We start from the raw sequence: 23,267 nt of genomic DNA on the forward strand, positions 1-23,267 counted from the left end.
CCATGGCGATCTGGAACCTCGGCTCGATCAATGCGGACATGGTTTATGCCGTGCCGCACCTGCCCGGGCCGGGCGAAACCCTGGCCGCCTCGGGGATGGAGCGGTTTCTGGGCGGCAAGGGCGCCAACATGTCGGTGGCCGCCGCCCGCGCGGGTTCGCATGTGCACCAAATCGGCGCGGTGGGGCCGGATGGGCGCTGGGCCGTCGACCGGCTGACCGAATATGGCGTCGATACCCGCCATATCGCGACGCTGGAGGCGCCCACGGGCCACGCCATCATCGCGGTTGAGCCGGGCGGCGAAAATCTGATCGTTCTGTTGCCCGGCGCCAACCGGGCGATATCACCCGAGCGGATCGCCAATGTGCTGGCGGATGCCACGCCGGGCGACCTGCTGGTGATGCAGAACGAGACCAGCGCCCAGGTTGAGGCGGCGCGGCTGGGTCGCGAACGCGGCCTGACCGTGTGCTATGCCGCAGCCCCCTTTGACGCGCAGGCGGTGCGGGATGTCCTGCCGTGGCTCGATTTCCTGATCCTGAACGCGGTCGAGGCCGAGCAGTTGCAACAAGCAACCGGCCTGTCGCCGGATCAGTTGCCGGTGCAGCATGTCATCGTGACACTGGGATCCAAGGGCGCGCGCTATTTCGACACTAATCGGGGGAAAACGGCGGAATACCCCGCGCATAAGGTCACTGCGGTCGATACCACCGGGGCAGGTGATACCTTTACCGGTTATGTCCTGTCCGGGATGGATCGCGGCCTTCCGATGCCGCAGGCGATTGCTCAGGCGATGCGCGCCGCCGCGCTGATGGTGATGCGTCACGGCACGGCCGATGTTATCCCCGATCTGAAAGAGGTTTTGGAGGCGCGGTTCTAGCTGCCCGCAAAGGGTGCCGCATCGCCCCAAAGCTGTTTCACCCGCGCATCGCGGCCACAGGAATTGCGATAAAGCTTGTACGCCGTGTGCTGTCGTTTCGGGCCGAACCGGGTGAGCACAAGGCTGTCGCCCTTGTAATAGTCCTGATGATACGCCTCTGCCGGATAAAAGGGCCCAGCATCCAGAACCGGGGTTACGACCTTTTGCCCCAACTGAGCTTCGGCCTTGGCCTTTGCTTGGGCCGCAAGCGCGGATTCTTCCTTGTTAGAGACAAATATCGCGGTGCGATAGCTGTCGCCGCGATCACAGAACTGGCCACCTGCATCGGTTGGATCGACCGAGCGGAAGAATAGATGCAGCAGGCGTTCACGTGAAACCCGGTCAGGGTCGAAGGTGATCTGCACCGCCTCAAAATGCCCGGTGCCACCGCGCGTGACCTGCTTGTAGGTGGGATTCTCGACCGTCCCGCCGGTATAGCCGGACACTGCACCCAGAACGCCGGGCACCTGTTCGAAATCGGATTCGACACACCAGAAGCAGCCGCCTGCCACGGTCAGAGTTTCGGCAGGGGCCGCCCGTGCAGGGGCGGGTTGCAGCACGGATGCCAGCGCCATGGCGGCAACAAGGGCGATGGATTTAAGCGTCTGGATCGGGGACATTTCGGACCTCCTCTTGCAGATATCTTCAGGCTGCCGCGATCGGACCCGTGCGACAAGCTGCCGACATGGTTTGTCACGCTCTGTTGATCGGCGGTTTACCCCTTGGAACCCGTGGGCGGGGCAGATAGCTTGCCCGCGAATTCACACCTTGAGGGGGCAGGGATGAAAATCGCGATGTGGTCGGGGCCGCGCAACCTGTCGACGGCGATGATGTACGCCTTTGGCGCCCGTACCGATTGCGCGGTAATTGACGAGCCATTCTATGCCGCCTATCTGGCGATGACCGGGCTGAACCACCCGATGCGGGAAGAGGTTCTGGCCGCCCAATCGCAGGACCCTGAGCAGGTGGCGGCGATGCTGGTCGGCGCCAATCCGGGCGCGCGGCCGTTCTGGTACCAGAAACACATGACCCAGCACATGATCCCCGGCATCCCGCGCGACTGGATGCGGTCGGTCTGCAACGTGTTCCTGATCCGCCATCCGGCGCGGGTGATCGCCAGCTATGCCGAGAAACGCGAAAACCCGACGCTTGAAGATATCGGATTCGCTCAGCAGGCGGAACTGTTTGACGAGGTATCGGGTTGGGGCGGCGACCCGGTGGTGATCGACAGCCATGATATCCGCGATAATCCGGCACAAATGTTGGAGCGGCTGTGTGACCGGATCGGCGTGCCGTGGTCGCCGCATATGCTGAACTGGCCCAAGGGTGGCCACAAGGACGATGGGGTCTGGGCGCGGCACTGGTACGGGGCCGTCTGGAACTCGACCGGGTTTGCCGGGCCCGAGGGCGAGTTGCCCGAGGTGCCGCGCGCGCTGCAACCGGTGCTGGATGCGGCATTGCCGTTTTACGAGCGGATGAAGGCAAAAAAGATCTGAACCGGGGAAAAGGGGCGCTGCCCCTCTGCGCCTTTGGCGCATTCACCCCGGGATAATTTGGGCAAGAGGAAAGGGCTATCGATGCGCAGATCTCTGGCTCATGTCGCGCTGGTTGTGCGGGATTATGACGAGGCCATCGGTTTCTATGTCGGCAAGCTGGGGTTCGAGCTGGTCGAGGACAGCTATCAACCGGAACAGGACAAGCGCTGGGTCGTGGTGCGGCCGGGCGCGGATAGCTGTTCGATCCTGCTGGCGCGGGCGTCCGACGCGCATCAGGCCCGATATATCGGCGATCAGGTCGGGGGACGGGTGTTCCTGTTTCTGAGAACCGATGATTTCTGGCGCGACTACCAGGCGTTTCGCGATCAGGGTATCGAATTTGTCCGCGAGCCCAGGGAGCAGCCTTATGGCATCGTGGCGGTGTTCCGCGATCTTTACGGCACGCTTTGGGATCTGGTCCAGTTTACAGACGGCAGGCCCTGAACGCAGGTCGTTACAGGAGCTGCCCCAGCTTCATCGCCACGGCCATGTTGCCGCTGATCTTGAGCTTGCCCATCATCACTCCGGTCATCGGGTTCAGCTTGCCGGTCAGCAGTTTGACCAGATTGTCCTGGCTCAGACGGATGGTGCAATCGGTGTCGCGGTCCTGGGTGCTGGCGGTGTTGTCGGCCAGAACGATCACGCCATCCTCGCCGCAATCGAATTTCAGCGATCCGTCAAAGCTTTTGCCCGCCAGTTCGGTCTGCATCTTGTCGGCGATGTCCTGAAGCATGTCGCACCCCTCGTGTTGCTGGGAAAAGCGGTAGGGGCCCGACGTAAGCTTGGCAAGCCTGACCAAGGGGCAGAGTCAGCCGCCCAGCGCGCTTTGTGTCAGGGGGCAGGGCGACCCGCCATAGAACCTGTCCAGAACAGCGCGGAACTCGCCCGGCGCGTCCGGCACCGCGGCAAACAGGGTCATGGAGGAGCGCAGTTTCCTGGCGTCGATACTGCCCAGGATATCCTCGGGCCGTTTGTCGGAGTGGCCGAGCATCAGGCGGCTGACCTCGACCAGGCGGGCGCGTAATATGGGGTGGGCCAGATAGGCGGCGGCCTCGTCCAGATCCTCGACTCCATAAAGCTGTGCCATATGCGACCGGCCCAGTTCGGCCAGTTGCGGAAAGACGAACCACATCCAGTGGCTCGTCTTCTGTCCCGCAGTCAGTTCACGCAGGACATCCGGCCAAACGGTGTCCTGCGCTTCGACGAACATCTCAAGTTCGTCGTCTTCGTCAAAGTCGTCTTCGGCGCTCACTTGTCCGCGACGCGACGGTTGCGGGTGGCGATCAGTTTCAGTCGCAGCGCGTTCAGCTGGATGAAACCTTTAGCATCCTGCTGGTCGTAGGCGCCCGCGTCTTCTTCGAAGGTCACGTGCTTTTCGGAATAGAGCGAATGATCCGACCAGCGGGCGACGGTACGTGCCGAGCCCTTGTAGAGTTTCAGCCGGACGGTGCCCGACACATGCTCTTGGCTCTTGTCGATCAGGGCCTGCAGCATCTCGCGCTCGGGGCTGAACCAGAAGCCGTTATAGATCAGCTCGGCATAGCGGGGCATGATCGAATCCTTCAGGTGGCCCGCGCCGCTGTCCAGCGTGATCTGTTCGATGCCGCGATGCGCCTCGAGCAGGATGGTGCCGCCGGGGGTCTCATAGACGCCGCGCGACTTCATTCCGACAAAGCGGTTCTCGACGAAGTCCAAGAGGCCGATACCGTGCTTGCCGCCCAACTCGTTCAGACGGGTCAGGATGGTCGCGGGCGACATCGCCTCGCCATTGATCGCCACCGCATCGCCTTTTTCAAAGGTGATTTCGATGAACTCGGGCGTGTCGGGGGCGTCTTCGACCGCGACGATGCGCTGGGCGACGTAATCGGGCGCCTCGACGCCCGGATCCTCCAGCACCTTGCCTTCGGACGAGGTGTGCAACAGGTTCGCATCGACCGAGAACGGCGCCTCGCCGCGCTTGTCCTTGGCGATCGGGATCTGGTTCTGTTCGGCGAACTCCAGCAGGCGGGTGCGGCTGGTCAGATCCCACAGGCGCCAGGGCGCGATCACCTTGATCTCGGGGTTCAGCGCATAGGCGGAAAGTTCGAACCGCACCTGATCGTTGCCCTTGCCGGTGGCGCCATGGGCCACCGCATCGGCGCCGTGTTCGGCGGCGATCTCGACCAAACGTTTCGAGATCAGCGGCCGCGCGATCGAAGTGCCCAGCAGATACAGCCCCTCGTACACCGCATTGGCGCGGAACATCGGAAAGACGAAGTCGCGCACGAACTCTTCGCGCACATCCTCGATATGGATGTTCTCGGGCTTGATGCCGAGCAATTCTGCCTTCTTGCGGGCGGGTTCCAGCTCCTCTCCCTGACCGAGATCGGCGGTAAAGGTAACAACCTCGCAGCCATATTCGGTCTGCAACCATTTCAGGATGATCGAGGTATCGAGGCCACCGGAATAGGCCAGGACAACTTTCTTGGGCGCGGACATCGGATTTCCCCTTAAACGCATGACGTGTGGGGCCTAGCGGGTTTTGCGGTTGGGGGCAAGTTGTGGCGTCGGATGTGCGACGAAATCGGGAGCAACCGGCGGCACACAAATGTATTCCTTGCCTCGGGCGCGGGGTTGCGGCAGTCAGGCGGAATGAGCGATTTCATGACCCGAGCCCGCGCTGCCGAACAGGCGATGCGCGATGTCTTTCCCGCCACGCCGTTGCAGCGCAACGACCATCTGTCGGCGCGTTATGGCGCCGATATCTGGCTCAAGCGCGAGGACCTGAGCCCGGTCCGGTCCTACAAGATCCGCGGTGCCTTCAACGCGATGCGCAAGCAGCCGGGGAAGGGGCTGTTCGTCTGTGCCAGTGCGGGTAACCATGCCCAAGGCGTCGCCTATATGTGCCGGCACATGGGGGTGCGCGGGGTGATCTTCATGCCGGTGACCACGCCGCAGCAGAAGATCCAGAAAACCCGCATGTTCGGCGGCGATCAGATCGAAATTCATCTGACTGGCGACTATTTCGACCAGACGCTGGCCGCCGCTCAAGTCTGGTGCGCGAAGGAGGGCGGGCATTTCCTATCCCCCTTCGACGATGCCGATGTGATCGAGGGGCAGGCCTCGCTGGCCGTCGAGATCGAGGAACAGTTGGGCGGGGTGCCTGATCATGTGGTGCTGCCGGTCGGCGGCGGCGGCATGTCGGCAGGGGTGGCGACCTGGTTCGGGGATCGCAGCCATTGCATCTTTGTCGAGCCCGAGGGCGGCGCCTGTCTGCGCGCGGCACTGGCGGCGGGGCATCCGGTGACGCTCGACCATGTGGACAATTTCGTCGATGGCGCGGCGGTGGGCCGGATCGGGGAAAAGACATTCGACCTGTTGAAGTCGCGGCACATGTCGGATGTGCTTGTGATGTCCGAGGATCGGATCTGCACCACCATCATAGAGATGCTGAATGTCGAGGGCATCGTGCTGGAACCCGCCGGCGCGCTGTCGGTCGAAGCGGTGGCCGATGTGCAAAGCTTCATCCGGGGCAAGACCGTGGTCTGCGTCACCTCGGGCGGCAATTTCGATTTCGAACGCCTGCCCGAGGTCAAGGAGCGCGCGCAACGGTATTTGGGGGTCAAGAAATACTTTCTGCTGCGTCTGCCGCAACGTCCTGGCGCGCTGAAGGAGTTTCTCAACATTCTTGGGCCGGATGACGATATCGCCCGGTTTGAATACATGAAGAAATCGGCACGCAACTTCGGATCTGTCCTGATCGGGATCGAGACCAGCAAGCCCGAGAATTTCGAGCGACTCTATGCCCATCTGGACGAGGCCGGGTTCACCTATACCGACATCACCCGCAACGAAACACTGGCCCAATTCGTAATCTGAGCACGCTTACACATGCGCGGCCAGTTCCGCCTGGAACACATCGCGCGACTGTTCGAAGTTTAGAAGCACCGCAGCAACATCTACCTCGTCCGCCCTGCCTGCGGCGGCCTTTCGTTCTCCATCCTGGCAAAGGGTGGAAAATGATCTGAATCCGAGGTTGAGCGCACTACCCTTGAGGAAGTGAAGATCGCTTTCCAATCTGTCTGAATCGGGATTCTCGCGCATCCGATCAATCACTTCTTCCACCTCTTCCAGAAACAGCTGCACCACTTCGCCGAAATCCTCGGCGCCGATCTCGTCCCTGAGTTGTGTAACGCGGGGCCAATTGATCATGAGGCACCTCCGACCAGCCTTTCTTTCACTCTTGGTTAGGGCATTGTCGGTAAACACCGGGTTAAGAGATCCGTGCAGTTGCTTAGAATTGTCCGTTTCACTGGATGTTAAGAGGCGTGTCCCAAACCTGCCTGTCATCAAACTTTGGTGTGTTCGGGGCGGGATCAGTGTTGCAGCGCAGGGAAATGGAGGCCCAGACCGAAATGGAACCCGGGGCAATCCGCAAGGTTCTGGTCGTCGACGACAGTCGGTTGCAGCGCCGAATTCTGTCCAGCTCTCTCAAGAAGTGGGGATTTGAGGTGATCGAGGCAGACAGCGCCGAACAGGCCATGGAAATCTGCGCGCACTCGATGCCCGACCTGATCGTCAGCGATTGGGTCATGCCCGGGATGACCGGGGTCGAATTTTGCCGCACGTTCCGGCGGCTAAATTCGGACAAGTATTGCTATTTCATCCTGCTCACCTCCAAAAGCGAAAAGAACGAGGTGGCCCACGGGCTGGATGCGGGCGCTGACGATTTCCTGATTAAGCCGGTTGATGCCGACGAATTGCGCGCACGGATTTCCGCAGGCGACCGGATCCTGGGAATGCAGCGAGAATTGTCGCGCAAGAACCAGATGATCGCCCGCGCGCTGGACGAACTCAAGGTCGCGCATGATGCTATCGACAAGGACCTGATACAGGCCCGCAAGATCCAGGAATCCCTGGTGCCAGATTTCACCCGCGATTTTGGTAGGTCGCGGGTCAGCTTGCTGTTGAAACCCTGCGGCCATATCGGCGGCGATCTTGTCGGTATGTTTTCTCCCGGAGAGAACCGGCTGGGATTCTACAGCATCGACGTATCCGGCCACGGTATTACATCTGCCATGATGACCGCGCGGCTTGGGGGGTATCTGTCGAGCCTTTATTTCGATCAGAACGTTGCGATGGAAAAGCGCTTCGGCAGATTTTATGCGCTGCGCCCACCGCAGGAGGTGGCCAGCACGCTGAACTCGCGCCTGATCGCAGATGCCGGGATCGAGGAATACTTTACCATGGTCTACGCCATCATGGATCTGCGCAGCGGGCTGTTGAAGATGGTACAGGCCGGGCATCCGCACCCTTTGCTGCTGCGTGCCGATGGCAGTGCCGAGTTCATTGGCGAGGGCGGCGTTCCGATCGGTCTGTTGCCGGATATCCCCTATACCCAATACCAGACCCAGATGCATCCCGGCGACCGTCTGCTGCTTTACTCCGACGGTTTCACGGAATGTCGGCTGGAAAACGGCGAAATGCTGGAACCCGAAGGTCTGTTGAGACTGGTTCGGGACTGCGATCCGCAACAGGGCGGGCAGGAGTTTCTGGATGACCTGTTCTGGCGGCTGACACAGGTCATGTCAGCCGAACATGGGCTGGAAGACGACGTTTCAGCCACGTTCCTGGAGTTCAACGGTCCCTGAGACGGCGAAGGTGCCGGGCGGCAAAGTGCCGGTCGCCCGCGTTGCCCAGCGCCTCGACCGCCGCGTCGGCGGCCATCCACAGCGCGGTATGGGCCGGTTCGGTCGGCGGTCCCAGGCGGCGTACCGGCCGGGCAGAGTAGATCAGACAGATCTTTTCCGCCCACAGGTCGTATTCCGGCATATAGGTGAACCGCCGGAACGTGCCGACGCGCCGCGGTGCCGCGATCAGCCAGCCGGTTTCCTCATAAACCTCGCGGTGCAGGGCGGTGATTGGCGATTCGCCCGGGTCGATGCCCCCGCCCGGCAGTTGCAGGTCCGGATCCGGATCCGTCTGGCACGTCAACAGCAGCGCATCACCGCGCGGCAACAGTGCATAGGCGCCAACCCGGCGGATATATGTCCGCCCCGGTTCCGGGGTTTCACCGAAACGTCTGATCATGTAAGGCCCCTTTCAACGCGGCTTGTCCGACCCTATATGGTCGCGATATGCCAAGACCTGGCGTACAAGGAAACCCCATGACTATCGGAACCAAAATCGCGTGGGACGACACGGTCCTGCCTTTTCAGTTGGATTTGCCCCAGATGCGCGGCCGTATCGCCCGGCTTGACGGGGTTCTCGAGGGCGTCCTGAAACAGCACGACTACCCACCCGTGGTCGAGGCGCTGGTGGCCGAAATGGCCCTGTTGACCGCGCTAATCGGCCAGACGATCAAGCTGCGCTGGAAACTGTCGCTTCAGGTGCAGTCGAACGGCCCGGTGCGGATGATCGCCACCGACTATTACGCCCCCAAGGTTGAGGGCGAACCGGCGCGCATCCGCGCCTATGCCAGTTTCGACCGCGACCGCCTGACCAACGAGGCGCCGTTTGCCCAGATCGGCAAGGGGTATTTCGCCATCCTGATCGACCAGGGCAAGGGCACCCAACCCTATCAGGGTATCACGCCGCTGGCGGGTGGATCGCTCAGCGCCTGTGCCGAGGCTTATTTCGCCCAGTCCGAACAATTGCCCACGCGGTTCGTGCTGCGGTTTGGCAAGTCCATCGAACCGGGTGTGCCCGAACACTGGCGCGCCGGGGGCATCATGCTGCAACACATGCCCACGGCGTCACCCTTTGCCGCCAGCGGTCCCGGCAATGGCGATATCCTGAGCGCCGACGATCTTGTCGATGGCGAAGAGGGCGAGAACTGGAACCGCGTCAATATCCTGCTCGACACCGTCGAAGAGTTGGAGCTGATCGGGCCGGCCCTACCGCCGACCGACTTGCTGGTGCGGCTGTTCCACGAGGAACAGCCGCGCGTTTACGATTCGCAATCGGTTCGCTTCGGCTGCACCTGTTCCGTCGACCGGGTACGCCAGAGCCTGTCGATCTATTCGCAAAAGGACATCGGCCATATGACGACCGAGGACGGCATGGTCACCGCCGATTGCCAGTTCTGCGGCGCCCATTACGTTCTGGACCCCGAGAGCCTCGGGTTCGAGGCGAACCAGGGTGAATGACACGGTCGCCTCTCTGCTGGCGGCGCTGTCGCGGCCGGGGCCGGGGTCGAGCGATTTCGACCTGAACCCCGGCACCGTCCTGCCCGAGGGGCGCAAGCTACGCCCGGCCGGGGTGCTGGTGCCGGTCACGCTGGCGCAGGGTGCGCCGCGGGTGATCCTGACCAAACGTTCCTCGGCGTTGAAACACCATCCCGGCCAGATCGCCTTTCCCGGCGGCAAGCAGGACGAGGGCGATGCCGATGTGATCGCCGCCGCCCTGCGCGAGGCGCATGAGGAAATCGGCCTGCCGCGCGATCTGCCGCAGGTGCTGGGCACGTTGCCCGCGCATGAAACCGTGACCTCGTTCATGGTGACGCCGGTGGTGGCCGTGATCGAGCACGGGTTCGACATCCGGCCCGAGCCGGGCGAGGTCGAAGAGGTGTTTACCGTTCCCCTGTCTCATCTCATGGCGCCGGGGAAATACTCGGTCCAGTCGCGCCGCTGGCGCGGACAGCGGCGGCATTACTATACTGTGCCCTGGGGCCCCTATTACATCTGGGGCGCGACCGCGCGGATGCTGCGCGGGCTGGCAGCAAGGATGCAGGACGAATGAAGATCACCGACCCCTGGCTGACCCACAAGGCGACGCAGGCGGTCTGCCGGGCCCTCACCGATGGCGGCGCGCAGGCGCTATTTGTTGGCGGTTGCGTGCGCAACGCGCTGCTTGGCGCCCCGGTCAGTGATGTCGACATCGCCACCGACGCCCGGCCCGAACGGGTGATGGATCTGGCCCAGGCGGCCGGGATCAAGGTGATCCCGACCGGGATCGAACATGGTACCGTGACGCTGGTCAAAGGCGGTATTCCGCACGAGGTCACCACCTTTCGCCGCGATGTGGAAACCGACGGGCGCCGTGCGGTGGTGGCATTTTCGGATTCGCTGCACGAGGATGCCGCGCGGCGCGATTTTACCATGAACGCGCTTTATGCCCGGCCGGACGGCAGCATTCTGGACCCGCTCGATGGCCTACCCGACCTGCAAGCGCGCCGGGTCCGGTTTATCGGCAATGCCACCGACCGCATCCGCGAGGATTACCTGCGCTCGCTGCGCTATTTCCGCTTTCATGCCTGGTATGGCGATGACGGGGCCGGGTTCGATGGTGATGCGCTGGCCGCAATTGCCGCCAATCTCGACGGGCTGACCCGGCTGTCGCGTGAACGGGTCGGGGCCGAACTGCTGAAGCTGCTCGGCGCCCCCGATCCGTCGCCCGCGCTGGCGGTGATGCGCACGACTGGGGTGCTGGCGCAGATCCTGCCCGGCGCGGACGACCGCGCGCTTGCCCCGCTGGTCCATCTCGAAGGCGATCTGCCTGCCGATCCAATCCGCCGCCTTGCCACGCTGGGCGAACCCGAAGTGATGGAGAACCTGCGGCTGAGCAAGGCGCAGATGACGGCGCTGGCCCGGTTGCGGGCAGCGGTGCCGGGCGCCGCCACGCCGGGGGAACTTGGTCACGAATTAGGGATCGCTGCCGCCCGCGATGCCTTGCTGCTGCGCGCCGCACTTCTGGAAACGCCCTTTGATCCCGCTTGCCTGACCGAGGTGGAGCGCGGCGCGGCGGCCATTTTTCCCATATCGGCCAAGGACTTGATGCCTGCCTATTCCGGCAAGGCGCTGGGCGAAAAATTGGCACAACTCAAGTCGCGCTGGATTTCGTCTGGCTTCACACTTGACCGCGCGGCGCTGTTGTCCGACCAATTTTGACGCAAGGTCAAGACTTTCCCTCGTGACAGACCGGTCCATTTCCGATTACGGTCGGCCCTGAAACCTGACAGGAGGGATGCGAATGTATTACGGGCTCTGGTTCGGCTAAGCCGGAATAACCGACCCGTTTGGGGTGGTGTTCCGCACGCCGCCTGCTTCGCATTTTCCAAGATTTCCGCTCAGTTGGAGCATACGTCATGTTTCGCTATTTCGAGAATCTCGTCGATCCTTTCATCGCCTATGACGAGACCGATACACCGCCCACCCGCCTGTGGCCTTTTCTGCTGGACTACTCTCGCCCGTTCCTGCGGGTCTTTTTCTGGACCGCGCTGTTGTCTGTCATCGTGGCCGGGGTCGAGATTGCGCTGATCTATTACATGGGCCGCGTCGTCGATGTGCTGAACGGTGAACCGATCGAGGTCTGGGCGCAGTACGGTACCGAGTTCATCGTGCTGGCGCTGTTCGTCTTGCTGATCCGGCCCGCGCTGCATGTGGCCGATGTGCTGCTTTTGAACAACGCGATCCTGCCCAATTTCGGAACCCTGATCCGCTGGCGGGCGCACAAGCACGTTTTGCGCCAGTCGGTCGGCTGGTTCGAGAACGATTTTGCCGGGCGTATTGCCAACCGGATCATGCAGACCCCGCCCGCCGCGGGCGAGGTGATCTTTCAGGTGTTCGACGCGATCTCGTTTTCGTTGGCCTATCTTCTGGGCGCGGCGGTCTTGCTGATGGCCGCCGATATCCGGCTGTTGCTGCCGCTTTTGATCTGGTTCGCGCTTTACGCGCTGCTGGTGCGCTGGACCATCCGGCGGGTGGGGCCTGCGTCGCAGGCCGCTTCTGACGCGCGCTCGACCGTGACCGGGCGGGTGGTGGACAGCTATACCAACATCCACTCGGTCAAGATGTTCGCCCACAGCAATCATGAGCTCGAATACGCCCGCGCGGCGATCGAGGAAACCCGCCGCACCTTTCAGGTGGAGATGCGGATCTTTACCATCATGGACGTTGTTCTGGTCACATTGAACGGGCTCTTGATCGTTGGCGTGGTCGGCTGGGCCATCGCACTCTGGATGCAGGGACAGGCAAGCGTCGGCGTCGTCGCCGCCGCTTCGGCCCTGACCCTGCGGCTAAATGCGATGACCGGCTGGATCATGTGGGCTTTGACCAGCTTCTTCCGGCAGTTGGGCGTTGTGGCCGAAGGGATGCAGACCATCGCACAGCCCATCGACCTGGTCGATGCGCCCGGCGCGGCTCCTCTGCGGTTGACCGAGGGTCGGATCGAGTTGCAGCAGCTTTCGCATCACTACGGGCGGGGCGCGGGCGGGCTCGACCGCATCGACCTGACCATCGCGCCGGGCGAAAAGATCGGCCTGATCGGCCGGTCGGGCGCGGGAAAGTCGACGCTGGTCAAGCTGCTGCTCAGGTTCTACGACCCCGACAGCGGCCGGATCCTGATCGACGGTCAGGATATCGCCCGGGTAACACAGGACAGCCTGCGCAGCCATATCGGCATGGTACAGCAGGACAGCGCGCTGTTGCATCGCTCGGTGCGGGACAACATCCTCTATGGTCGTCCCGACGCCACCGAGGAAGAGATGCTTGCCGCCGCCAGACAGGCCGAGGCGCATGACTTCATCCTCGATCTCGAAGACCCGCAGGGCAGGCGCGGATATGACGCGCATGTGGGCGAACGGGGTGTCAAGCTGAGCGGGGGCCAACGGCAGCGGGTGACGCTGGCGCGGGTGATCCTGAAGGACGCGCCGATCCTCCTGTTGGACGAGGCGACCAGCGCGCTAGATTCCGAAGTCGAGGCCGCCATTCAGGACACGCTCTATGGCATGATGCAGGGAAAGACGGTGATTGCCATCGCGCACCGGCTCAGCACCATCGCGCAGATGGACCGTATCCTGGTGCTGGATCAGGGCCATATCGTCGAGGAAGGCACTCATGCCGACCTCTTGGCGCGCGACGGGGTCTATGCGCAGTTCTGGGCGCGTCAGTCGGGCGGGTTCCTCAACACCGAGGCCGCCGAATGAGGCTGGCCGACCTTATCGACCCGTTCCGTGAGACGGACACGCCCCCGCCGCAACGGCTGGGGGCGTTCATCCGCTGGTGCCTGACCGGGGCCTGGCCCGTGCTGTTTGCAGCGGCGGCCTTTTCGGCCCTTGCGGGCATGTTCGAGGCGGGTACGGCCTGGATTCTGGGTCAGGTCATCGACACCGCCGTCGACAGCGGGCCGGGGGGCGTCTTAAGCGCCGAAAATCTTGGCCCGGTCCTGTGGGCGGCGGCGTTCTTCATGCTGATCCGCCCCGCGGCCTTTGGCCTCTCGGCCCTGTCGAACAACTATATTGTCATGCCGAACATCACGCCGCTGGTACTGGCGCGGCTGAACCGATGGACGCTGGGCCAGTCGGTCAGCTATTTCGACGACGATTTCGCTGGCCGCATCGCCCAGAAACAGATGCAGACGGCCAATGCCCTGGCCTCGGTCGTGTCGGAAACCATCAGCGCCGTCGTCTTTGCCCTAGCCTCGCTGGCGGGCAGCCTTGTGCTTTTGGGGGCAATCCATCCTTTGGTCATGGTGCCCTTTGTCCTGTGGCTGGGGGTCTATTTCACCCTGGTTCGCTGGTATCTGCCGCGCATCCGCAAGCGGTCGGCGGCGCGGGCGGGGGCGCGGGCGATGGTGTCGGGGCAGGTGGTGGACACCATCACCAATATCAAGACGGTCAAGCTGTTCGCCCATGCCACGCAAGAAGACAGCGCCGCGCGCAAGACCATGGTCGAGTTGCGCGAACGCTCGCTGGATTTCGGGCGGCTTTCGGCCAGTTTCCGGTTCATCTTGATGTTTCTGGCGGGTGTCCTGCCGGTATTGCTGATCGGGGCGACGCTGTTCCTGTGGCAGGGCGGACAGGCCAGCGCGGGCGATATCGTGGCGGCGGGCTCTGTCTCGGTCAGGATCGCGCAGATGACTGGCTGGGTCAGCTTCACGCTGATGGGGCTCTACGCCAATGTGGGCGAGGTCGAGAACGGCATGCACACCCTGGCCAAGGTGGTGCGGATCGAGGATGCGCGCGGTGCCACCGAACTGGCCGTGATCCGAGGCGAGATCGTGTTCGACGATGTAGGGTTCGCTTATGGCCGCGAAACCGGCGGGGTCGAGGCGCTGAACCTCACCATCGCACCGGGAGAGAAGCTGGGCATAGTCGGTGCCTCGGGGGCAGGCAAATCGACGCTCGTGTCGCTGCTGCTCAGGCTCTATGACGCCGAAACCGGTACGATCCGCATCGATGGCCAGGATATCGCGACCGTGACACAAGACAGCCTGCGCCGCCAGATCGGCACGGTCACGCAGGAGACCGCTATGTTCAACCGCTCGGCCCGCGACAACATCAAGTATGGCCGCCCCGAGGCCACCGAAGAGCAGATGATCGCCGCCGCCAAAAAGGCAGAGGCGCATGAGTTTATCCAGTCACTCGCGGATGCGCGCGGGCGCACCGGCTATGATGCGCATCTGGGCGAACGGGGGGTCAAGCTGAGCGGCGGTCAGCGGCAGCGCATCGCGCTGGCCCGCGCCATCCTCAAGGATGCGCCGATCCTGGTTCTGGACGAGGCCACCAGCGCGCTTGACAGCGAGGTCGAGGCCTCGATCCAGACCGCGCTGCACCGGGTGATGGAGGGCAAGACGGTGCTGGCCATAGCGCACCGCCTGTCGACCCTGTCCGAAATGGACCGGATCGTGGTGCTGGATCAGGGCCGCATCGTCGAAAGCGGCAGTCACGATGCGCTTTTGTCCAAGAACGGGCTTTACGCCCGGTTCTGGCATCGCCAGTCGGGCGGGTTTATCCGGACCGAGGCGGCGGAGTAGGGGCTTTCCCGGCGCCGCGCGCCCCTGTATCAGGCAGCCATGACACAGGAAATCACCATCACCCGGTTGGGCCATCAGGGCGACGGTATCGCCCCCGGACCGATCTATGTGCCGCGCGCCCTGCCGGGCGAGGTGGTCAGCGGCACGCCCGAGGGCGACACGCTGGCCGACATGCGGGTTGTTACCCCCTCGCCGCACCGGGTTTCGCCACCCTGCCGCCATTACCGCGCCTGTGGTGGTTGTCAGTTGCAACATGCCTCGGACGCCTTTGTTGCCGACTGGAAACAAGAGGTGGTGCGCGCCGCGCTCGGCGCACAGGGGGTCGATGCCCCACTACGCCCGATCCATACCTCGCCGCCGCAGTCACGCCGCCGGGCCACCATCGCCGTGCGCCGCACCAAGAAGGGCACGCTGACCGGGTTCCATGGCCGTGCCTCGGATGTGATCACCGAAATCCCCGATTGCCAGCTCCTCGATCCAGCGCTGCTCGCAGCCATCCCGGTGGCCCAGGCGCTGGCGCTTTTGGGGGGCAGCCGCAAAGGGGTTCTGGCGGTCACGCTGACCCTGTCCGAGGCCGGGCTCGACGTGTCGGTCAGCGGCGGCAAGCCGCTCGATGGCCCGTTCGAGGCATCGCTGGCCCTGATCGCCGAGCAGCACGGGTTGGCCCGGCTTGCCTGGGAGGGCGAGGTGATCGCCAGCCGCCATTCCCCGGTCCAGCGTTTTGGCAAGGCGAATGTCGTGCCGCCGCCCGGTGCATTTCTTCAGGCGACCAAAGACGGCGAGGCGGCGCTGCTTTCGGCCGTGCGCGAAATCGTGGGAAGTGCCAAACGCGTGGCTGACCTGTTTGCCGGCTGCGGCACCTTCTCGCTGCCGCTGGCCGAAACCGCCGAGGTGCACGCCGTCGAAGGCGAGGCCACGATGACCGCCGCGCTCGACCAAGGCTGGCGCCGGGCGCAAGGGCTGAAACGCCTCACGACCGAGGCGCGCGACCTGTTCCGCCGCCCGCTGCTGCCCGATGAGTTGAGCCGGTTCGACGCCGTGGTGCTGGACCCGCCCCGCGCCGGGGCAGAGGCACAGGTGGCCGAACTGGCCCGCGCCAAGCCGCCGGTTATCGCCTATGTCAGCTGTAATCCCGTCACTTTTGCCCGCGATGCCAAAACGCTGATCCAAGTCGGGTATCGCCTGAATTGGGTGCAGGTCGTCGACCAGTTCCGGTGGTCGGCGCATGTAGAGCTTGCAGCCTCCTTCTCGCTTGCCCATATCGGCGGTTGAGGAAAAGGAGCATTTGGCATGCAGGTTCGCCAGCAGTTGCAGGCATTTATCGACCGTCCCCAATTCGGGCAGGTCATCACCCTTGTCATCATGGTCAACGCCGTGGTGCTGGGGATGGAAACCTCGCCCTATCTGATGCTGCACTGGGGCGGCCTGATCCTGGCGATCGACAATGCTTGTCTTGCCATCTTCATCGCTGAAATCGGGCTGAAGCTGGCGGCACAAGGGCGGCGTTTCTTTACCAACGGCTGGAACCTTTTCGATTTTACCGTGGTCGCCATCGCGCTGGTCCCCAGCGCCGGCGGTCTCTCGGTCCTGCGGGCGCTGCGTATCCTGCGGGTACTTCGGGTGATCTCGGTCGCGCCGCGCCTGCGCCGCGTGGTCGAAGGCTTCATCACCGCGCTGCCCGGTATGGCCAGCGTGTTCCTGTTGATGACCATCATCTTCTATATCGGTGCGGTGATCGCCACCAAGCTCTTTGCCAGCAGCTTTCCCGACTGGTTCGGCGATCTGGGCCTGTCGGCCTATACGCTGTTCCAGATCATGACGCTGGAAAGCTGGTCGATGGGAATCGTCCGCCCGGTGATGGAGGTCTACCCCTATGCCTGGCTGTTCTTTGTCCCCTTCATCATGATCACAACGTTTGCGGTGGTAAACCTGCTGGTGGGCCTCATCGTCAACTCGATGCAGGACGCCCATCATGCCGAAGACGGCGTGCGCACCGATGCCTATCGCGACGAAGTGCTGACACGTTTGGATCAGATCGAAACTCGTATTAAGATACTCGGCGAAACCAAAAAGTGATTTTGCAATTCCGGGATTCGCCGCTATGCGGTGGCTCAAACAAACATAGGGCAGTGAGAACAATGGATCGTCGGCATTTTGGTCTGGCCGCAATCGCCACCCTGGGCTTGTCGGCCTGTGGCAGCGGGAACAGCAAGTTTCGCCGGTATTACGGGCCTGCGGTCACCTCGGTCGTGATCAACAAGGGTGCGCGCAAGATGTACCTGTTGAACGACCAAAAGGTGCTGAAGGAATTCAAGGTCGATCTTGGATTCGCCCCGGCCGGCCACAAGCAGTTCGAGGGCGACGGCAAGACGCCCGAAGGCACCTATCTGATCGACCGTCGCAACCCCAACAGCAAGTATCACCTGTCGCTGGGGATCTCGTACCCGAACGCGCGCGATGTCGCCTATGCCCAATCGCTGGGCAAACGGCCGGGCGGCGAGATCTTCATTCATGGCGAGCCGAACCTGCTGCGCGAACGCAAACGGGCGAAAAAAACCCAAGATTGGACCGCGGGCTGCATCGCGGTCAAGAATGACGAGATCGAAGAGATCTATGCCATGGTGCGCGACGGCACGGTCATTACCCTGCGCGCCTGACTGCTGCCGGTCCCGGTTGTTCAAAGACCAGACCATTCATTGGCGAGACCCACACCGTCGTGGCGCCGGTGCTGCGACGGGGGTCCACCTGAAACCCGATATCGGCCAGCAGATGCGGCCCACTTTCGGCCAGGCGGACAAGCCCGGCCTCCAGCGTTGCGCAGTCCAGATTTGGCTCGTGTCTAGTAAAGCTGATCCATCCAAAGGGCCAGACGTGCCCGTGCGGCTGGGTTTTGGTGCGTGTCGGTGAAGTATCACACAGTACCATAGTGTTTCCTGTCATAGGCTCTTTCAAACCTTAGATTGGGCACGCATGTGCTTGCCTTCAACGCAAGCTTTCTCGTAGCATGGACCAGAAAACCTGATCCAAAGGATTTGCGATGCGATTGCCGCCGCTGAACGCATTGCGCGCCTTCGAAGCCGCCGCGCGCCACAACGGCTATATTGCCGCGGCCGAGGAACTATGCGTGACCCGGGGCGCTGTCAGCCGCCATATCAAGCTGTTGGAGGAGCATCTGGGCGTTGCCCTGTTTCACCGCAACCACCGGGGCGTCGACCTGACCGCAGCGGGGCGGCAGCTGCTGCCGGTGTTGACCGAGACCTTTGCCCGGATCGCGCGCGAAGCCGAACAGATCTCTGCCATGACCCGCGATGTCCGGATCATCTGCCCGCCCGCGCTGTCCATCCGCTGGCTGTTTCCGAGACTTGAGCAGTTCCAGGCCGCGCATCCCGACATCCGTGTCCGCCTGACCACCGAGTTCTACAGCGCCAAGGGATTTGACGGCACCGAATACGATCTTGGTGTTTCGGTCGAACATGTTCCGGGCCGGTCCGCCGAGATTGCCAGTATGCCACTTTTTCCGATGGTTCTGGCCCCGGCCTGTTCGCCAAGGCTTCTCAGCCAACAGCGGCTGACCTCACCGGCAGACCTGGCGCGGATGGTCCTGCTGCACGAAACACCGCAACGCCGGGACTGGGCGCATTGGCTGACCCATTTCGGCGTGAAGGGCGTGGATGCCAGCAGCGGCCCGACCTTTCCCAATCTGGATATGGCCGCCAGGGCCGCCGTGATGGGATCGGGTGTGGTCATGGCGGACCTTGCCCTGTGTCGCGAAGAACTGCGGGCCGGGACGCTGGTGCTGCCCTTCCCCGAGATGACCTGTGTCACACCGCAAGGGGGCTATGTGCTGATTGGTCGGCGCGAGCGGTGGGACAAACCCCATCTGCGGGCGTTCCGCGACTGGGCCGCCAGCACCTGCGCCGATCTTGCTCCAGATCTCGCGACCTAGCCGGCCGCTGTCCCGTCTGACCATTTGCCAAAGCCGAAAACGATATAGTCGCGCTGATACACATCCGCCGCCAGCGCCTCGAGCGCGTCATCATAGATATCGGCCAGCGAAACCGGTGTATCGGCTGGTGCCATGGCGGGTTCGGGCGGTTCGGTATGACCAAACCGCCGCGCCAGCGCCGGCAGGGCCTCGGCCATTTCATCCTCGCGCAGGATCAGGTCTGGATTGACGAAATCCGAAAAGCTGCCGATGGCCTGCGCCTGGCTGCACCATGACCCGTCGATACGGATCGCGGTCTGCCCGGCCAGGTTCATCCGCAGGAATTCCAGAAACGCCTCGAACGCGGCGCGGTGATCGGCGCGGCCATAGTCGGGGCCGGGCGTGTCCTCGGGGATGGGCAGGTTGAACTGCCGCCGAAGGGTGTTGCGGATCTTGGTGAAACAGCCCGGCCCCTTGTTCAGGATCCGATGGCAAAAGGCCGCATGCGCCCGCGCCAGCGGGTGCCGGACCACAGTGAAACAGCGGTGCCCCTCGTTGCCCTTGAGCCATTGGCGCACCTGTTTCTGGTTCAGCCCTGTGCCCAGCGCCGCGTCGACCACCCCGTCCAGATCGGCCATCCAGCGCCGCACCTCATCCTCGGGCCCGCCCCGGATCGGCAGGTACATCAGCGGCGTCACCGCGCCGGTGACATAGGTTGGCACCGCCGGACCTCGGCGCGGTTCAAAATTCGGGGTCCGGGTCAGGTTGAACCGGTCCAGACCGCTCAGCGCCTGGATCATCTCGTCGGCATTGACCACTTTCGAGGTCAGCGGGCTGGGGTTCTGCCGTTTCAGACTGTCGTCCAGCCCCTCCAGCCGCGCCGGAACACCCAGCCACTGCGCCAGACCGTTCAGCACGCCAAGGTCCTGCAAGTCTTCATAGGCGATGTAGAACGGCGTCTGACCGCCGCGTTGCAGGCTGTTCAACAGGAATACCTGGAAATCCTGCAACTCCTCGACATGGCGAGCGAATTCCTCGGCATCGAACCGGGCCTGTGCCTCTTTCCGTTTCTTGATATTGGTCAGCTTCCACTGACCGGTCTCCTTGGCGATCTTCCAGGACACATAGCTGTCCAGCGGATTGCGCGTCAGGATGATCTTGGCGCAGCGCGGATCGCTTAGAACCGTATCCAGGATGCGCGGATCGTGGTCATGGAAATAACGAAACCCCCCCAGAATGCCGCGCGCATCCCGGATCGCATCCAGCAGGCACTGGGGGTCGGCATCGCGCATCGCCTGACTGATTTCCAGGATCTCGGTCTTGTTCGGATAACCGATGAAATGCGGATTGAACGCCTCGCCGAAACAGCCCACGCCATCCAGCGCGTTCAGGTTGGTTTCGAGAAAGTTGGAGCCGGTCCGCATCTCCGCGAACACGACAAAGTAATCAAAGGGGCTGCTCATTCGGGCTTATCGCACCAGGTAGGGTTTACGGTTCGTTTTCGGCGTGTTGACCGGCGGCTGTTCAACCGGGAAATCACCCATCAGATAGGGGTGCATGCCCTGGTTCTTGAGGTTTTGCAGGAACTGCCCAAACCCAGTCAGATCGACCATGGTCGGGGCCTCGGTCAGGCGTCGGGGATTGGCGGGCCCGATCTCGTCGACGATGGTCTGGATCGGCTCCATCGGTGCTTCGATGAATTCAGCCATGGTCCAGATGCGCACGCGCGCCTTGGTCCAGACCGACCGCAGGATCTCAAGTTGCTTGGTCTCGGTCTGCTGCAGCTTGGCCGCCTCCTTGCGGATATCGGCGAAATTGCGGTTCGACTTGAACAGCGGCACCGCCCAGGCGCCGGTGATCACCGAAATCTGCGCATTTGGGTCGCGCGCCAGCAGCCAATTGATTTCCTGGTTGTCAGCCGGGCCGAACTGGAAACACTGCCGCTCGCCCCGGGTGTTCCAGATCAGCGAGGTCAGAAAGCTGATCGGGTTATAGTCGCGGATCGCAGCATTGTCGCTAAGCGCGCCGTTGATCATCGTCTGTCCGCCTGCGAATTCGACCCGTTCGGGGCCAAACAGGTGGCCATGCACCCGCGCGCCGGTAGCCCGTGCCAGCCAGGGTTCAAAATCCTCAAAAAGTTCGGAGAACCCCTGGAACATCGAATAGGGGTTTGAGGTGAGCCCGTTTTCGTTGCCGTGCCGGGGAAACCGGCTCTGCATATACAGCCCGTCACGTCCCCGCGTTCGCCGCTCGACCGCCTTGGCAAAGATGCGGTCGATCTTGCCGGGATTCGGTTCGGTCCGTTTCATTGCTCCGCTCTTGTCGGTCAGGAACGCATCGTACAGCCGGTTCGCATTTGGCCAGATCTTGCGCGCGACGAAACAGTCGGATCGGCGCAAAAGCTGCAAGTGATCGTCGTAAAAGATGTGGGGCTTACCCTGAAAATCGAACTTGGACAGGGTCAGCGAGCGGCTTTCGATACTGCTCGAATACTGCCGTGCAAGCGTCTGGAAATAGCTTTCATCGGGAATCCAGACCTTCTTGAAATAGCGGTCATACATTGGCCGGTCGGGATCTTGCAGGATCGCGGACAAGGTCTGGCGGGTCAGGCACCACCACTGGCTACCCATATGTGGAACGATGTCTGCCGGAACCTTGCGTTTGAACCCCAGGCGCCGTTGCAGATGCACATATTTGTCGAACAGCCAGCGCTGCTTTTTCCATGAGAACGGAAACCGCAGAGTGAACCGCTCGTGGTCGAGACCGCCAACCGTCCAGGGCACGTCCGCAGTGGTCGCGCTTTCGATGAAATCCGTGCGCGGACGGCTGGCAAGATAGTCGATCAGCTCTTGCACCGGGCGCAGCGGCAGGCACGAACCCGACGCCAGATAGACATGTCGGATATCGGGAAACTCGGCCAGGATCAGTTCGGACGCCGATTGCGACGCGGCCACGATCCCCCATGTACCCCAGTCACAGCGGTGGCGGCTGCAAAACCGGATCAGCGGATCCTTGATGCAGGCGTCGTGAAAGACGCGATAGGTACGACGCGGGACCTTCTTGTCTACGTGGATGACTACCGGACAGCCCGATGCGGTCCAGTGATGCGCCACCTGTTGGGCCCGGCCCAAAGCCGTGTGAACCAGCATGACGATGCCCACCGTGCTCATGCCCAGTTCCCCTTGGACATGAGGCCCAGGATCTCAAGCTGGCGCCAGTTGATGTACTTCTCGGACCATTTGCACCACAGGTCGGGCTGCGATTTCACACTCTCGGCATAGGCCGTATACTCGATCGAGTTGGAGTAATGCTGCTTTCGCGTCAGCTCCTCGGCCGCCTTCTGGGTAAAGGTGTCCAGGAACTTGGTGTGCAACAGCGCGCCGCTGGCCTTTTCGCCACCCCATTCCTCATAGACCTGGTTCAGGCCGCGAGGCAACAGCGCATGGGTTGAACTGACATAGGCATAGCGCTTGTTCCACTTGACCAACGGTATCTTGTTCAGCGCCGGTGCTTTCTTGGGCTGGTCAGAGAAAAACACCCGGCTACGCGGGCCGCCCTGTATCCACAGGTTGCCGTAATCGGGGTTCTTCTTGATCGTATAATTGCCGCTGTCGAACCAGTTGGTGATGTCCAGCGGGTTCTGTCCCTCGACATAGGGTGTTTCGTCGATCTTGCCCTTGGGATAGAGGTCGACCAGCATTGCGCTGAACGACCGGATCGAGGAATTGTCTAGCCAATCGGTCAGTGCCTGTATCGGGCGGGTGTCGCAGAACGGGTAGATAAAGAACTCGTCAGGGTCCACGACCAGAACCCAATGCCCATGGGCATAGGTCCGTTTAAGCCAGTTCATCCAGTCGACGCCATATGTCGCCGACTTGTAGCTATGGGTGGTGTGCCAGACCGATACATCCGACTGGCCAGAGAGATAGGCCAGCGTGCCGTCCGTGCTGTCGTTGTCGACGATCAGGAAATGATCGATCCCCATATCGCGGTAATACCGAAGGAAATACGGCAGCCGGATCTTCTCGTTTCGAACGGTGCTGACCAGCAGGACATCGCCCGGACGGATGGCGGCGGTGTTGTTCTGGACCGATCGCAATTCGCGCGACTTGCGCAGGCAACGCAAAAGACGGCGCTTGCGCCGCACTCGCATTTTATACG

23 protein-coding genes are annotated in these 23,267 nt (G+C 62.4%); 14 read left to right on the top strand and 9 right to left on the bottom strand.

From position 1 onward, the window contains the following. Positions 1 to 2 precede the first annotated feature (2 nt). On the top strand, positions 3 to 875 hold the full coding sequence (locus tag OEZ49_RS05585) for a ribokinase (protein WP_263387393.1): 873 nt from the start codon (positions 3 to 5) through the stop codon (positions 873 to 875). Here the strand turns inward: OEZ49_RS05585 and msrA are convergent. Beyond that, positions 872 to 1,534: a peptide-methionine (S)-S-oxide reductase MsrA gene (gene msrA / locus OEZ49_RS05590; RefSeq protein ID WP_263387394.1), complete on the bottom strand. Its 663-nt coding sequence runs from the start codon at positions 1,532 to 1,534 to the stop codon at positions 872 to 874. The genes OEZ49_RS05585 and msrA overlap by 4 nt on opposite strands. 162 nt (positions 1,535 to 1,696) lie before the next feature. Between msrA and OEZ49_RS05595 the strand changes: the two genes are divergently transcribed. Together OEZ49_RS05595 and OEZ49_RS05600 are read left to right on the top strand one after the other, a co-directional pair. After that, positions 1,697 to 2,410, top strand: coding sequence for a sulfotransferase-like domain-containing protein (locus tag OEZ49_RS05595; protein WP_263387395.1), 714 nt, complete (start codon positions 1,697 to 1,699; stop codon positions 2,408 to 2,410). Positions 2,411 to 2,491: 81 nt separating this feature from the next. Next, positions 2,492 to 2,893: a VOC family protein gene (locus OEZ49_RS05600; protein ID WP_263387396.1), complete on the top strand. Its 402-nt coding sequence runs from the start codon at positions 2,492 to 2,494 to the stop codon at positions 2,891 to 2,893. Positions 2,894 to 2,903: 10 nt separating this feature from the next. Here OEZ49_RS05600 and OEZ49_RS05605 read toward each other — a convergent pair whose 3' ends face one another. The 3 genes from OEZ49_RS05605 to OEZ49_RS05615 form a co-directional block, all read right to left on the bottom strand. Beyond that, on the bottom strand, positions 2,904 to 3,182 hold the full coding sequence (locus OEZ49_RS05605) for an SCP2 sterol-binding domain-containing protein (RefSeq protein WP_263387397.1): 279 nt from the start codon (positions 3,180 to 3,182) through the stop codon (positions 2,904 to 2,906). A 75-nt stretch (positions 3,183 to 3,257) separates the two neighbouring features. Next, a complete protein-coding gene (locus OEZ49_RS05610; RefSeq protein WP_263387398.1) occupies positions 3,258 to 3,701 on the bottom strand; it encodes a DUF1810 domain-containing protein in 444 nt (147 codons plus the stop codon). Continuing rightward, positions 3,698 to 4,927: an argininosuccinate synthase gene (locus OEZ49_RS05615; RefSeq protein WP_164131465.1), complete on the bottom strand. Its 1,230-nt coding sequence runs from the start codon at positions 4,925 to 4,927 to the stop codon at positions 3,698 to 3,700. The genes OEZ49_RS05610 and OEZ49_RS05615 overlap by 4 nt, the downstream gene beginning before the upstream one ends. Positions 4,928 to 5,080: 153 nt before the next feature. Here OEZ49_RS05615 and ilvA point away from each other — a divergent pair, with 153 nt between their 5' ends. Continuing rightward, on the top strand, positions 5,081 to 6,307 hold the full coding sequence (gene ilvA, locus OEZ49_RS05620) for a threonine ammonia-lyase IlvA (RefSeq protein WP_263387399.1): 1,227 nt from the start codon (positions 5,081 to 5,083) through the stop codon (positions 6,305 to 6,307). Between the two features lie 6 nt (positions 6,308 to 6,313). On the opposite strand, the gene OEZ49_RS05625 is transcribed toward ilvA, so the two are convergent. Then, the gene (locus OEZ49_RS05625; RefSeq protein ID WP_263387400.1) at positions 6,314 to 6,640 is read right to left on the bottom strand and encodes an Hpt domain-containing protein; all 327 of its coding nucleotides are present in this window, start codon (positions 6,638 to 6,640) and stop codon (positions 6,314 to 6,316) included. Positions 6,641 to 6,825: 185 nt separating this feature from the next. Between OEZ49_RS05625 and OEZ49_RS05630 the strand changes: the two genes are divergently transcribed. Continuing rightward, positions 6,826 to 8,079, top strand: a complete 1,254-nt coding sequence (locus OEZ49_RS05630) for a PP2C family protein-serine/threonine phosphatase (RefSeq protein WP_263387565.1) — start codon at positions 6,826 to 6,828, stop codon at positions 8,077 to 8,079. Here the strand turns inward: OEZ49_RS05630 and OEZ49_RS05635 are convergent. Next, positions 8,066 to 8,518, bottom strand: coding sequence for an NUDIX hydrolase (locus OEZ49_RS05635; RefSeq protein WP_263387401.1), 453 nt, complete (start codon positions 8,516 to 8,518; stop codon positions 8,066 to 8,068). The genes OEZ49_RS05630 and OEZ49_RS05635 overlap by 14 nt on opposite strands. Positions 8,519 to 8,595: 77 nt before the next feature. Between OEZ49_RS05635 and hslO the strand changes: the two genes are divergently transcribed. From hslO to OEZ49_RS05680, 9 genes are all read left to right on the top strand, one after another. Further along, positions 8,596 to 9,576 carry an Hsp33 family molecular chaperone HslO gene (hslO, locus tag OEZ49_RS05640; RefSeq protein WP_263387402.1) on the top strand — a complete coding sequence of 327 codons (981 nt, stop codon included), beginning with the start codon at positions 8,596 to 8,598 and terminating at the stop codon, positions 9,574 to 9,576. Then, positions 9,569 to 10,168 carry a CoA pyrophosphatase gene (locus tag OEZ49_RS05645; protein WP_263387403.1) on the top strand — a complete coding sequence of 200 codons (600 nt, stop codon included), beginning with the start codon at positions 9,569 to 9,571 and terminating at the stop codon, positions 10,166 to 10,168. The genes hslO and OEZ49_RS05645 overlap by 8 nt, the downstream gene beginning before the upstream one ends. Then, a complete protein-coding gene (locus tag OEZ49_RS05650) occupies positions 10,165 to 11,316 on the top strand; it encodes a CCA tRNA nucleotidyltransferase (RefSeq protein WP_263387404.1) in 1,152 nt (383 codons plus the stop codon). The genes OEZ49_RS05645 and OEZ49_RS05650 overlap by 4 nt, the downstream gene beginning before the upstream one ends. A gap of 197 nt (positions 11,317 to 11,513) precedes the next feature. Then, positions 11,514 to 13,352 (top strand): ABC transporter ATP-binding protein, encoded by a 1,839-nt coding sequence (locus OEZ49_RS05655; RefSeq protein WP_263387405.1) that lies wholly within the window; start codon positions 11,514 to 11,516, stop codon positions 13,350 to 13,352. Further along, positions 13,349 to 15,181: an ABC transporter ATP-binding protein gene (locus OEZ49_RS05660; RefSeq protein ID WP_263387406.1), complete on the top strand. Its 1,833-nt coding sequence runs from the start codon at positions 13,349 to 13,351 to the stop codon at positions 15,179 to 15,181. The genes OEZ49_RS05655 and OEZ49_RS05660 overlap by 4 nt, the downstream gene beginning before the upstream one ends. Before the next feature lie 39 nt (positions 15,182 to 15,220). Beyond that, positions 15,221 to 16,453 carry a class I SAM-dependent RNA methyltransferase gene (locus OEZ49_RS05665; protein WP_263387407.1) on the top strand — a complete coding sequence of 411 codons (1,233 nt, stop codon included), beginning with the start codon at positions 15,221 to 15,223 and terminating at the stop codon, positions 16,451 to 16,453. Positions 16,454 to 16,471: 18 nt separating this feature from the next. Beyond that, the gene (locus OEZ49_RS05670; protein ID WP_263387408.1) at positions 16,472 to 17,257 is read left to right on the top strand and encodes an ion transporter; all 786 of its coding nucleotides are present in this window, start codon (positions 16,472 to 16,474) and stop codon (positions 17,255 to 17,257) included. Positions 17,258 to 17,319: 62 nt separating this feature from the next. Next, a complete protein-coding gene (locus OEZ49_RS05675) occupies positions 17,320 to 17,838 on the top strand; it encodes a L,D-transpeptidase family protein (protein ID WP_164131476.1) in 519 nt (172 codons plus the stop codon). Positions 17,839 to 18,218: 380 nt separating this feature from the next. Continuing rightward, positions 18,219 to 19,127, top strand: a complete 909-nt coding sequence (locus tag OEZ49_RS05680) for a LysR substrate-binding domain-containing protein (protein ID WP_263387409.1) — start codon at positions 18,219 to 18,221, stop codon at positions 19,125 to 19,127. On the opposite strand, the gene OEZ49_RS05685 is transcribed toward OEZ49_RS05680, so the two are convergent. From OEZ49_RS05685 to OEZ49_RS05695, 3 genes are read right to left on the bottom strand one after another with little or no spacing between them, the layout of a single operon-like run. Then, complete coding sequence (locus tag OEZ49_RS05685) at positions 19,124 to 20,569, bottom strand: sulfotransferase family 2 domain-containing protein (protein ID WP_263387410.1); 1,446 nt, start codon at positions 20,567 to 20,569, stop codon at positions 19,124 to 19,126. The genes OEZ49_RS05680 and OEZ49_RS05685 overlap by 4 nt on opposite strands. Before the next feature lie 6 nt (positions 20,570 to 20,575). Further along, positions 20,576 to 22,276, bottom strand: a complete 1,701-nt coding sequence (locus OEZ49_RS05690) for a beta-1,6-N-acetylglucosaminyltransferase (RefSeq protein WP_263387411.1) — start codon at positions 22,274 to 22,276, stop codon at positions 20,576 to 20,578. After that, positions 22,273 to 23,259, bottom strand: a complete 987-nt coding sequence (locus OEZ49_RS05695; protein ID WP_263387412.1) for a glycosyltransferase family 2 protein — start codon at positions 23,257 to 23,259, stop codon at positions 22,273 to 22,275. The genes OEZ49_RS05690 and OEZ49_RS05695 overlap by 4 nt, the downstream gene beginning before the upstream one ends. Between the last annotated feature and the right edge of the window lie 8 nt (positions 23,260 to 23,267).

Origin of the sequence: Ruegeria marisflavi (genome assembly GCF_025673445.1) — a bacterium.
GTDB classification, from domain to species: domain Bacteria; phylum Pseudomonadota; class Alphaproteobacteria; order Rhodobacterales; family Rhodobacteraceae; genus Ruegeria_B; species Ruegeria_B marisflavi.

Excerpts from the sequence above, each read along its gene's own strand:
- OEZ49_RS05585 (WP_263387393.1), top strand. The coding sequence starts at position 3 with ATGGCGATCTGGAACCTCGGCTCGATCAATGCGGACATGGTTTATGCC.
- msrA (WP_263387394.1), bottom strand. The coding sequence starts at position 1,534 with ATGTCCCCGATCCAGACGCTTAAATCCATCGCCCTTGTTGCCGCCATG.
- OEZ49_RS05595 (WP_263387395.1), top strand. The coding sequence starts at position 1,697 with ATGAAAATCGCGATGTGGTCGGGGCCGCGCAACCTGTCGACGGCGATG.
- OEZ49_RS05600 (WP_263387396.1), top strand. The coding sequence starts at position 2,492 with ATGCGCAGATCTCTGGCTCATGTCGCGCTGGTTGTGCGGGATTATGAC.
- OEZ49_RS05605 (WP_263387397.1), bottom strand. The coding sequence starts at position 3,182 with ATGCTTCAGGACATCGCCGACAAGATGCAGACCGAACTGGCGGGCAAA.
- OEZ49_RS05615 (WP_164131465.1), bottom strand. The coding sequence starts at position 4,927 with ATGTCCGCGCCCAAGAAAGTTGTCCTGGCCTATTCCGGTGGCCTCGAT.
- ilvA (WP_263387399.1), top strand. The coding sequence starts at position 5,081 with ATGAGCGATTTCATGACCCGAGCCCGCGCTGCCGAACAGGCGATGCGC.
- OEZ49_RS05625 (WP_263387400.1), bottom strand. The coding sequence starts at position 6,640 with ATGATCAATTGGCCCCGCGTTACACAACTCAGGGACGAGATCGGCGCC.
- OEZ49_RS05630 (WP_263387565.1), top strand. The coding sequence starts at position 6,826 with ATGGAGGCCCAGACCGAAATGGAACCCGGGGCAATCCGCAAGGTTCTG.
- OEZ49_RS05635 (WP_263387401.1), bottom strand. The coding sequence starts at position 8,518 with ATGATCAGACGTTTCGGTGAAACCCCGGAACCGGGGCGGACATATATC.
- hslO (WP_263387402.1), top strand. The coding sequence starts at position 8,596 with ATGACTATCGGAACCAAAATCGCGTGGGACGACACGGTCCTGCCTTTT.
- OEZ49_RS05650 (WP_263387404.1), top strand. The coding sequence starts at position 10,165 with ATGAAGATCACCGACCCCTGGCTGACCCACAAGGCGACGCAGGCGGTC.
- OEZ49_RS05655 (WP_263387405.1), top strand. The coding sequence starts at position 11,514 with ATGTTTCGCTATTTCGAGAATCTCGTCGATCCTTTCATCGCCTATGAC.
- OEZ49_RS05660 (WP_263387406.1), top strand. The coding sequence starts at position 13,349 with ATGAGGCTGGCCGACCTTATCGACCCGTTCCGTGAGACGGACACGCCC.
- OEZ49_RS05665 (WP_263387407.1), top strand. The coding sequence starts at position 15,221 with ATGACACAGGAAATCACCATCACCCGGTTGGGCCATCAGGGCGACGGT.
- OEZ49_RS05670 (WP_263387408.1), top strand. The coding sequence starts at position 16,472 with ATGCAGGTTCGCCAGCAGTTGCAGGCATTTATCGACCGTCCCCAATTC.
- OEZ49_RS05675 (WP_164131476.1), top strand. The coding sequence starts at position 17,320 with ATGGATCGTCGGCATTTTGGTCTGGCCGCAATCGCCACCCTGGGCTTG.
- OEZ49_RS05680 (WP_263387409.1), top strand. The coding sequence starts at position 18,219 with ATGCGATTGCCGCCGCTGAACGCATTGCGCGCCTTCGAAGCCGCCGCG.
- OEZ49_RS05685 (WP_263387410.1), bottom strand. The coding sequence starts at position 20,569 with ATGAGCAGCCCCTTTGATTACTTTGTCGTGTTCGCGGAGATGCGGACC.
- OEZ49_RS05690 (WP_263387411.1), bottom strand. The coding sequence starts at position 22,276 with ATGAGCACGGTGGGCATCGTCATGCTGGTTCACACGGCTTTGGGCCGG.
- OEZ49_RS05695 (WP_263387412.1), bottom strand. The coding sequence starts at position 23,259 with ATGCGAGTGCGGCGCAAGCGCCGTCTTTTGCGTTGCCTGCGCAAGTCG.